This is a genomic window from Oligoflexus sp. (genome assembly GCF_035638955.1).
Taxonomy (GTDB): Bacteria; Bdellovibrionota_B; Oligoflexia; order Oligoflexales; family Oligoflexaceae; genus Oligoflexus.
In genome coordinates this window covers 1-11,012 of record NZ_DASQYZ010000448.1, presented here as the reverse complement: position 1 = coordinate 11,012, position 11,012 = coordinate 1, and the positions used below count along the sequence as shown (strand labels likewise).

Here is an 11,012-nt window from a genome sequence, read left to right as displayed (position 1 = left end):
ACGGCTGCCGCTGGTAAATTCAAACTTGGTCCCATTGATCTTGAGATTGAGCAGGGCCTTGCGGTCGGTTTCATTGGCCCCAACGGCGCAGGTAAAAGCACAACGATCAACTGCATTCTTGGACTTCATAAAAGGCAAGGTGGGTCGGTTGAAGTCTGCGGAGAAGCCGCTCATCCGGTCCTGGCCAATTGGAAAAACAACATCGGATTCATCCTGAGCAATCAAGCCTTCTACGAGAATCTTTCTATCGAAGAGAACTTGAAATTCTTTGCCTCATTTTATGAAAACTGGGATCCTGACTTTTCGCGAAACATACTCAAGCGTCTGCAGCTTGATCCAGGCAAAAAGCCCAAGATTCTTTCTGTGGGGGAAAGAGCTCAGCTATGCCTTGTGGTAGCTTTGAGTCATAGACCCAAGCTTATGATCATGGACGAACCCACCTCGGGTTTGGACCCTATTGTGCGCGCCGAAACTTTGGACATCCTTGGTGACTTGCTGCGAACTGGAGACCATTCACTCCTGATATCGACCCATACACTGGCCGATGTTTCTGCGATCGCTGATCACCTGGCTTTTATCAAAGCCGGGCTGCTCATGAAGAAGGTCGCAAAGGATGATCTTATGAATGACTGGCGAAAGATATCCTTTCGATCCGTCCAGCCGGTCACCTCTATCCCGGGTGTTATCAAACAGGCGCACGAAGGCCCTCTTCATCTTGTCACGACTGCTGAAGTCGGGCTGACTTTGGATTGGCTGAAACGTCATCAGATCGAAGTGCTTGAGTCCAACCGGATCAGTTTAGAAGAGATAACGATTCATATTCTGCAGGGGACAAAGGTATGAACGTGCGATTGATCATGGCAGATCTCAGGCAGGCAGTCTTCTGGCTGTCGGGACTATTCGTACTTTTCCTTGTCATGGGGAAGTTGGGGAACAGTCATGTTTTGGATGGCAGCCTTCAGGATCAAACGGCTGTTAAGATAGGTATTGCCGTTTATTGGGCCATCTTCTGGACGGTGACATGCGCAGCCGGTGCTTTTCTGATAAACAGAAAAAGACCTGATGTCGTACTGATGGCCTTGCCGATATCCCGCACGTCCGTCTTTATTCATAGATATCTTGGAATACTTCTTTTACTGACATGCCTCATCGTACTCGGGGGCCTGATCGCATGGCTGATTCAACAGATCTATGGCACGGAAGTTGAGAAGAATCCGATCGACTCGTTCATGGGCGCTGCTTTTCTGTCATTGGCTTTATTTGGGCTCTATAACATTTGTTGCGACGCTTGGCATAAAAGCCGCGTTAGCGTAAACGCATTTTTTTTACTGCTCTTTATCATGTTGGCTACTAACAGTCTAACGCATGCGCACTTGCAAACTATTCAGCCAGGCGACACCAGGATTCAAGGGCCCGAGGCCGTGAATTTTTTACCATTCTACGCCGCCTCTGCCTTCCTGGTGATAACTGTAAATTTCATACAGTTCCACCGCAAAAAAACCTTTGTTTGATCGGAGCTTCATACATGCTTAAGATACTCCTCACGGACATCAAAAACGAAAAGCTTAAGTATTCTCTGTATTCTGTGCTTATGCCTATTCTTCTTGTTCCGCTTATTTCCTCCTTGCACGGCGCTTCTCACAAAAAGGCTATCATTCTTGCACCTGAAGGCATGACTCTGATCTATTTTGCAACTCTCTTCAGCGGTCTTACTCTTGCGTTTGACGGAAGCGACTCTGGCTGGCGTAGACGACTCAAGACAATAAAGTGTCTGCCTGTCTCTCTGAAGGACATTACGGTTTTTCGCTATGCCCCAGCCATAGTGCCTGCGCTGCTCGCCTTGCCAATATTTGCTGCCATACTCAGCTTTTCGCAGACAGAAGGATTGGGCGTTCTTCTGCATATGGCGATCATAGGTTCGTTGGCGGGCCTGATACTGCTCAGCATTGTTCATTTTCTATCGAATTTCATAAGCAGCGAATCCATCGTGACTCTATCGGTCGTGTTCTGCGCTTTTGTTGCTTTCACATTTTTCGCAGAATTATCTGATATAGCATTTTTCCTACAGGCACCTGTGCTCGTTACGATGATGGTGTTGGCAGCCGTCCTCATTCAGTGCGAGATGTGGTTTTTTCTAAAGAAGGTCTAACGATGGTCAGACCAGGGCACCAGGATAGACGATTCTAGATATTATATTCGCCCAGTCTTTATTTCGTTGCATCAAGCGCATCTCAGATTCATCTCGTTGGCAAAAACATAGCTACTGATAGCTGACTTTTCAGGAGTATCAGCATGAACCTCTTTTTGCTCGGATTCGTAGCTCAAATTATTATTGTATATGGAGTGATTGTCTTTTCAGAATATTGGGCTGCCAATCCACGGGTTCGCGATTCAAAAAAAGACTTTTGATAGGGGCAGCTGCGATGTCCACCGTGTAACCTTTCCGCATGCATTACAAGTAATAATACAGCAAAGCCGCCATGGGGCTTCATTGACATTTTATCATAGAACGATATAGTCGAAACCAGCAACGACGCATCTTACAGGCTTTGCGAACAACCAAGGAGCCAGCCCTTCATGCTTTCCATTCAACAGCTGAACAAAACCTATTCAAATGGCGTCCATGCCATCAATAATGTAAGCCTCGACATTCCGAATGGCCTCTTCGGCCTTCTGGGGCCCAATGGAGCCGGCAAATCTTCCCTCATGCGAACGATTGCCACGCTGCAGGAGCCCGATAGCGGACGCATTGAATTCAACGGACTGGACGTTCTGCGGCACAAAGAAGAGCTCCGCCGCAAGCTCGGCTACCTCCCGCAGGATTTCGGCGTCTATCCCAAAGTCAGTGCCGAGGATTTGCTTCATCATTTCGCTGTCCTTAAAGGTCTGACGCAACGCTCAGAACGTAAGGAAGCCGTGGAAGGCCTTCTGCGCCAAACCAATCTATGGGAAGCTCGTAAGCGTGGTCTCGGCACCTATTCAGGTGGGATGCGCCAGCGCTTTGGGATAGCCCAGGCGCTGCTTGGTTCGCCTAAACTCGTGATCGTCGATGAGCCGACAGCGGGTCTCGACCCGGACGAACGCAACCGCTTTCTGAACCTTCTGGCAGAAATCGGCGAGCAGGTGGTTGTGATCCTGTCGACGCATATTGTTGAGGACGTGACTGATCTTTGCCCTCGGATGGCCATGATCAGCAAGGGCCGTGTCCTGATCCAAGGCGAGCCTCAGGCAGCGATCGAAGGACTTCGCAATAGAGTCTGGCGGAAGCGCATCGCGAAGGCCGAGCTCACGGACTATCAGAGCCGTTACACCGTGCTCTCAACACGCCTTGTAGCTGGCCATCCGCAGATCAATGTTTTCTCTGAGTTGCCGCTTACCGACGGATTTGTGCAGGTCGAGCCGGATCTTGAAGATGTCTATTTTCTGCAGCTCCGCGCCGCAAGGGGAGTGTGAGCATGTGGTTTGAATTTTTTAAATTCGATCTTCGCTATCAGCTCCGCCAGCCTCTGCTCTGGGTGGTTGCTCTGGCCTTGGGGGCGATGGCCTTTGGGGCAGCCTCGAGCGACGTGATCCAAGTGGGTGGTTCCATTGGGCAAATCAATCGGAATGCACCGATGGTCATCGTTCGGTTTCTTGGTGTCTTTACCGTGATCTCCATGTTTGTCGTGACGATTTTTATCGCCGGTCCGGTCCTTCGCGATGCGGAGCTCGGCATGTCGGACATGATATTCGCGACTCCGATGCGCAAGCATGATTACCTGCTAGGGCGTTTTCTTGCGGGTTTGACGGCATGTCTTTTTATTTTTGCCATGGTTGCCATGGGTTTGATGATCGGGCCTTATATGCCCTGGGTGGAACCCGATCGTGTGGGTCCTTTTTCGCTGCAGCCTTTTCTGGTTGGCTTTGCCCTCTTTGTACTGCCGAACCTTCTCTTTGTCGGCACGCTCTTGATGCTGCTCGCGGCCACAACACGCTCCATGCTTCTTGTTTACGTGGGCATCGTGGCATTTTTCGTTCTTTGGATCGTTGCCAATACTTTAACACGCGATATCAACAATGAATGGCTTGCAGCTCTCATCGACCCGTTCGGGATGCAGGCCTTTGGACGAGCAGTTCGCTATTTCTCGACAGCTGATGCGAATAGCCTCCTGCCACCGATAGCTGGCTTTATCCTGGCGAACCGGGTTCTGTGGAGCGCGATTGCGTTGGCTCTGACCTTGGCAACGCTCATGCTCTTCAAACCCCAGCGTGCCGGCACAGGTCGGCGTCTTTTTGGAAAATCCAAGAAGGCGCCTGTTAGCGAAGTCGCCCCAACTGTCAACATCAGATCGATTCAGCCGACACCCACTGCGGTGACACCCTGGGTTCAGTGCTGGAGCATCCTCCGTTTTGATACCAAGGCGGTGCTGAAAAGCGTGCCCTTTTTAGTCATGCTTCTCTTCGCGATTATGAATTTTTTCGCCAGCGTATCCCAGTCTGGTCGCACTTACGGAACCGACACCTATCCCGTGGCGCGCTCCATGCTTGAGACTCTGACGGGTACGTTTAATTTCATGCTGATCATCATTGTAACGTTCTTTGCGGGCGAACTCATTTTTAAAGAACGGCAGGCTAAAATAGCCGACGTTACAGACGCCATGCCCATTCCAAACTGGGCACCTCTATTGGCCAAGTGTGGGGCTCTAGGTGCCGTGATTCTGGCGTTTCTCTCGGTAGGCGTACTCTCCGGTATCATCTATCAGCTGATTCGCGGTGGCGCTCCGATCGAAGTGGACGTTTATATCAAAGGCAGCCTGGTGGGAGCCCTACCCTTTGTACTATCAGGGCTCTGGGCTTTATCCCTGCAGATCTTCACCAACAATAAGTTCATCGGTTATCTATTGATGATTCTGTTCATGGTCGCGCAGATTGTTCTGAGCACCATGCATTTCGATCACAATCTCTACACACCTGCAAGTCTTCCGCCTCTCCCCTATTCCGATATGAACGGCTACGGGCATTTTTGGAAAGGTTGGTCGTGGTTCCTGCTTTACTGGAGTCTATTCACAGGTGGACTCATGATCCTGGCCCAGGCGTTCTGGGTCCGTGGTCTCTCCCAGGAATGGAAGACCCGGGTGCGCTTGGCCCAACATCGGCTCATAGGTTCGTCCGGCATCGCCTTGATCCTGTGCGCGCTGGGGTTTATGGGAACGGGTGTTTGGATATTCTACAACACCAACATTCTGAACAGCTACCGTGCAGGTGATGTTGCCATGGATCGGACGGCTCAGTACGAAAAGCTTTATCGACAGTACAAGGGTGCACCGCATCCTAAAATCACAGCCGTGAATGCGAACGTCGACATCTTTCCGGCCGAACGGCGCGTTTTGATCCGAGGGCATTACATCCTGCAGAATAAAACCACCCAGCCCCTTGACCGTCTCATTATGCAGGTCAACGAACAGGTGGAAACCACCTGGGATGCACTGCCAGCCCATGAGGTTGTGGTCGACGACGCGGACTTTGGCTTCAAAATCATCAAGCTCAACCAGGCCCTGGCACCTGGCGATAAGCTCGATCTTAATTTTAAGGTGAACATCACCAGCCGGGGCTTCACCAATTCCGGGGCCGCGGACAGCGTGAACCTGAACGGGACTTTCTTCAATAATGCCACTTATTTCCCGCGCTTTGGCTACAACGCTGGAGCGGAGCTGCAGCAGCGTACGGAACGTCGAAAACGGGGGTTGGGTGAACCCGAACGCATGGCAAAACTGGAAGACGAGCCTGCACGCGCCCACAGCGTCATGAGTTCCGAGGCGGATTGGGTCGACTTTGAAACCACTGTCTCCACCAGTGCCGACCAGATCGCGATGGCTCCGGGCTACCTGCAAAGAACCTGGGAGGAAAATGGACGCCGTTATTTCCATTATAAAATGGATCGGCCCATGATGAACTTCTACGCTTATCTCTCGGCCCGCTGGGAAGTGAAAAAAAGCGATTGGAATGGCATCCCCATTGAAGTCTATTACGATAAGAAACATCCGTACAACGTCGATCGCATGATCGAAAGCACGAAAAAATCGCTCGATTACTACACGCGCGAATTCACCCCCTATCAGCATCGCCAGGTAAGAATCCTGGAGTTTCCCGCTTATGCTAGCTTCGCGCAGTCTTTCGCCAATACCATCCCATACTCGGAAGGCATCGGTTTTATTGCTGACCTGCGTAATAAGGATGATGTGGACTATGTATTCTATATTACGGCTCATGAAATGGCCCACCAATGGTGGGGGCATCAAGTCATCGGCGCCGGTGTCCAGGGATCGACGCTTTTAATGGAATCCTTGTCCCAGTACGCGGCCATGATGGTCATGGAGAAGGAATATGGTCGCGAAAAAATGCGGCGTTTTCTACGCTATGAACTCGACCGCTATCTGAGTGGACGCGGTGGGGAGGAAATTGCCGAGCAGCCCCTCTATCGCGTGGAAGCACAGCAGTATATCCACTATCGCAAGGGCAGCCTGGTCTTTTATCGCCTGCGCGATGAGATTGGCGAGGTGCCTTTGAATAGGGCGCTGAAACGATATCTCCAGGATAAGGGATTTCAAGAGCCTCCCTTCACGACTTCAAAAGAACTCCTCGAATACATTCGCGCCGAGGCTCCAGCTGACAAACAGGATTTGATTACTGATCTCTTTGAAAAAATCGTGTTTTACGATAACCGCGTAACGGAAGCGACGGCCAAACAGCGCGACGATGGGCAATGGGATGTCACCTTCAAACTCCACCTCTCCAAGATGGAGGCGGATGGCAAGGGGGTCGAATCCCCCAGGGTTTACGATGAGCCGGTGGAACTCGCCGTCTTTGCCCGTGGTCCGTCCGGCAAGGAAGAGGATGAAATGGTGCTCTGGACGGAAAAGCGCCTGATCTCAAAGGATGAAAGGGTTCTGACTGTGACTGTGAAAGACAAGCCTTTCGAGGTGGGCGTCGATCCCTATAACAAGATGATCGATCGCGTGGCTCGGGATAATCGAAAGCCAATCAGTTTTGAGTGAACGATGGGTGCAGTGGTAAGTTAACAGGCAAGACAACACTCGCTTTCAATCGACCAGAGCCAGCCCTGCAAAATACGTAGGGCTGGCTCGACTCCTTCGTGAAACACGACCAACCAGCCCTGTACCAGCGGAGCTGGTTCTCACGACATTGCTTCAGATTCTGAAACCACGGGTGATCCGGAAGCAGTTTCTTCTCCAATGCGCAGTTGCTCCGCCGCAATGGGCGGAATCAGGCCGGTGGGTTCCGGGGGCGGGCCAAGCCCCCGGTTCGGTCGTCATGATCCGGGGCGTGAATCAAAGGCTAAGGACTTCAAACTTCTTTCGGGGTTCAATGCGTTCACCCTTGCGGATTTCGGCTCGAATGCTTCACTGTCTACGCTTAGTCCATTTTGTTGCCTCCATGGACTCAAGACTCGTTACGCGGTGGGGCTGACTTCCCCTTCCGCTGCGGGACTTTCACCCGCGAGATGCGCGCCGCTTTTCTTGGCGCACTAAGGATTCTGGAAATTTCCGCCATATCAATGTCAACGCCAACCGGAGTACGGAACAGGCCGCCCCCTTCCGTCTGTTGGACTCAGACTGTCTTGAGATCCAACAATTTTGTGGAATTTGTAAGGGTTGTTCTGGTGCGTATGATATGCTTAAACTTGGGCGAATTTTGACCGAAGTTTTGTGAAGCTTAATAGCTGACTTAGGCAAAGGTGAGCAGAGAAATTCGGGAAGGCGAGAATATGCAGCGTCTGAAACATGGGCTCGTATTCCAACTAGTGTTATTGCTGGTTTGGAATCTGTTTTGCGCTGATGAATCCGTTGCGATACCCTGGGAGAAAGTTTTCGAGCAGTGTGAAATCCAGAAGGCTACTCAAAGCCAACCAGCCATCGACCTTGGGAACCGCTTCGCTATTGAATACGCAATTCTTGACTATAGCGAGCTTCACATCCCTTGGTTTGAACAACAGATCAAAGATATAGACCGGAAAATAGAACCTATTCTGTGGATGAGAGCAGCTTGGGCGCTGGCGCTGGTCGGCCGACTCGCACCTGAAGACATAAAAGATGCCAAGAAGATCGCCTTGGATGGCAAGCACTATCTCGAATATGCAGGTTTAGAAGAAAGTCAGCTCGATAGCCTGGATACGGTCAGTGCCAACCCCAGTGTCTACTTGAAAGACCTCAATCAAATACTTGAAAAATTTCGTGCGTTTAATGATCCGGAATCGCTTTCCTTCATGCTCGGGGCAGCGTCACTTATCATGGTTCGACAGAGATGGTTTGATGAATCCATGCCACTCATTAATGAGGGATTGAAGCTCAACGAGGATCCCAGGACAAGTTCACTCCTTGTTGACTATCGTACAAAAACTGCTCTTGGTGCAAGTTTTTCCGTACGTAAAATGCATGAAGAAGAGAAAACTCTTAACTTTCAGCAAATCGATAAACTGAGGCGTTGTGGCATTCGAAGTTCAAGAGCAATCCTTGCTTACTCCCGTAGCAATCTGCTTCTGCAGGCTAATATGCCAGACTTTGCTGCGATTGATTCGGCGATAGAGGAGGCGCTGAAATTATCGCAGGAAACCCAGTCTGACATTGGTGTGGGCTTGGCCCTTTACTCGAAAAGCCAGGCCTTTAGCTTGCGTAAAAATTTTCCAGACGCTGTGCGTACGATCGAAGAAGCCATCGCAAAGTTCAAGCAAATAAGAATGACCAACTGGGTTGCCAAGGCTTACCTTAGATCGGCCCAAATATATCGGGACAGCGGGCGCTTCAAAGAGTCCATTCAGGCGGTGGAAATAGCCAGACCAATGTTTCCTTTGGAGAATAAGGACGCCCACGGCGACCTTGACTACATCCATTACGAGTCCCTGCGTGCCCTGAATCGTCCGGAGGAAGCCCTACGCAGATTGGAATCATACACAAAGATTTTTAAGGACATTGCTAAAAAGCGGGAAAAGGAGGAATTCAATAAGGCAGCCGCGGCTGTTGGTCTGCAATTGGAACAGGAACGTTCTGCAAATTTGCAAAATGAATTGCAGCTCAAGGCGGAACTCCTGCGAGAAGCGGAAAAAGTCAAGGAATTCACTTATGGCTTGGTTCTGGCCCTTTTCGCTGTGTTTGTTGTTCTTATTTATGCGCTGAGGCAATCCCGGATCGCCCATCGGCGCCGCTCTCAAATTGAAGTGATTTTGAACAACGTTGATGAAGGATTGCTGACAATTAATGCTGGATGCCGCATTTCGGTCGATTACTCCCGGCATTTGCATAACCTGTTTTCGCAGGAAAGCAGTTTTGCTGGAATGCACTTCACTGAACTTGTCGAGCGAAATACAAACATCAGCAGCGAAAACCTGAGTGTCATGGGACAGATCTTTCAGGCGGTCCTGGGGGAGGATCTGGTAGCTTGGGATCTGAACGCCGGCAACCTTCCATGTGAATTCATCGTCAATGGGACTGCGGCACGGATTCTTCATGTTCGTTGGATACCCGTCTGCGATGAACATTCAAGAATCCAAAGGATTCTTGTTTGCATGCGGGACGTAAGCAAAGAGCGTGAGTTGGAAAGTACCATCGGCGTCCAGGAAAAAGCTTTACGAAATCTGCCTCAGACCTTAAAGGAAATTGTTGCCGAACACGGGCCGCGCGCGCGTGGTTTCCTTGCTGAACTTGAGTCATGGCTGGCTTCGGACCAAGGCCGGTTGAATGGGCTCGGTCGGTTGCATACGCTTAAAGGTGTGGCGCGGGCCTTTTCCTACCGCGGACTCAGCCAGGAAATACACGACTTGGAATCAAGACTGCGGACCAGCGACGCTGAAAAAATAGGTAAGGAAGTTTATCTTCCCTTGCGCTCCAGTTTGAATGACTATCAGCGTTTCATGGAAATTATCAGTTTCACCAACGCCGCAGAAGATAAGCCGATATGGTTGGGCAGCAGCCTGGAGAAGACTATTGATGAATTCCTGAAAAGAGCAAAGCAAGAGGGACTTTCCTGGCAAGGGATTCAGTTGGTGGACGGGATACAATATTGGAATGAACTTGATATCTCAATCGTAGAAAGCTTTTTTATTCACGGGCTCTCCAATGCCCTTGATCATGGCTTTTTGCGCCCAAGGCGCAACGGTCAAAACCTGAATCCTATCCGCATAACACTGCGGGCAGAAGAGGTCGATCAAGAGATACGGTTGACCCTCTCTGATAACGGGGCGGGCATCAATCTGAACGCTTTGAAGAAAGTCGCAGAGGAACGTGGACTTGGAGAGCTGGATGTTCCCTCGCTCTATGCATTGGTGTTTCAAGACAACGTAACCACGGCAGCCGAGCTGTCGACGACGAGTGGCCGTGGTGTTGGGTTGTCGGCCGTGCGCTGTTCCATAGAAGGATTGGGAGGTTCCATCACAATTGCGCCTGTCTCGGATACGTCAGGTACAATGATATCGGCTCGATGGCCTATCAATCCCAATAAAGCAAACGAGCGCGCATCCTGACGTTTGGAAAATATTTTCCCGATCGTGTCTGAAGCTTTTACGAAATAGGAATTTCAATGAATTTCTCTTCTTTGGAAGTTCAATATTCAAAGAAAATAATTCTAAACATAGACCCAGAAATCTGACCATCCTGAAAGGACTGTATGCGTTGCGTATGCAGTTTTCAAAGAACAATAAATTCAGTAAAGCTCTGCTCTAAGCTGAGAGAGTTCGATTATATCTGACGTATTTTTTGATGCTATCGATATCATCGGGCGGGGCGGCCTGCCAATTCCAGGGCAAAAGGCTATCGAGGCGGGAGATCGGGTGACCTTCATTGAGTCTGATCGTGATATCGGTCAGATAGTCCTCGGGACAGATCATGTAAAGTCGTATGCGATCGCCCTTACCCAGCTTGAATCGTCCCATAAAAGACAGGCAATGTGTCCTTAACGTATCCTTGAGGACTGTCCTTAAAAGTTGAGGTCTGTCCTTAAGGTCTCCTTAAGGATTATCCTTA

7 protein-coding genes are annotated in these 11,012 nt (G+C 50.2%); 6 read left to right on the top strand and 1 reads right to left on the bottom strand.

The window, feature by feature from the left end:
• The 6 genes from VE954_RS36760 to VE954_RS36735 all read left to right on the top strand — a co-directional run.
• The coding region (locus tag VE954_RS36760) for an ABC transporter ATP-binding protein (RefSeq protein WP_324962532.1) at window positions 1–843 on the top strand (843 nt) is incomplete at its 5' end.
• A gap of 2 nt (window positions 844–845) precedes the next feature.
• Window positions 846–1,511: an ABC-2 transporter permease gene (locus VE954_RS36755; RefSeq protein WP_324962530.1), complete on the top strand. Its 666-nt coding sequence runs from the start codon at window positions 846–848 to the stop codon at window positions 1,509–1,511.
• A gap of 14 nt (window positions 1,512–1,525) precedes the next feature.
• Window positions 1,526–2,149, top strand: a complete 624-nt coding sequence (locus tag VE954_RS36750; protein WP_324962528.1) for a hypothetical protein — start codon at window positions 1,526–1,528, stop codon at window positions 2,147–2,149.
• A gap of 428 nt (window positions 2,150–2,577) precedes the next feature.
• Complete coding sequence (locus VE954_RS36745) at window positions 2,578–3,453, top strand: ABC transporter ATP-binding protein (RefSeq protein ID WP_324962526.1); 876 nt, start codon at window positions 2,578–2,580, stop codon at window positions 3,451–3,453.
• A 2-nt stretch (window positions 3,454–3,455) separates the two neighbouring features.
• Window positions 3,456–7,034: an ABC transporter permease/M1 family aminopeptidase gene (locus VE954_RS36740; RefSeq protein ID WP_324962524.1), complete on the top strand. Its 3,579-nt coding sequence runs from the start codon at window positions 3,456–3,458 to the stop codon at window positions 7,032–7,034.
• Window positions 7,035–7,765: 731 nt separating this feature from the next.
• Window positions 7,766–10,513: an ATP-binding protein gene (locus VE954_RS36735; protein WP_324962522.1), complete on the top strand. Its 2,748-nt coding sequence runs from the start codon at window positions 7,766–7,768 to the stop codon at window positions 10,511–10,513.
• A gap of 195 nt (window positions 10,514–10,708) precedes the next feature.
• On the opposite strand, the gene VE954_RS36730 is transcribed toward VE954_RS36735, so the two are convergent.
• Window positions 10,709–10,921, bottom strand: coding sequence for a transposase domain-containing protein (locus VE954_RS36730; RefSeq protein ID WP_324962521.1), 213 nt, complete (start codon window positions 10,919–10,921; stop codon window positions 10,709–10,711).
• Window positions 10,922–11,012 lie beyond the last annotated feature (91 nt).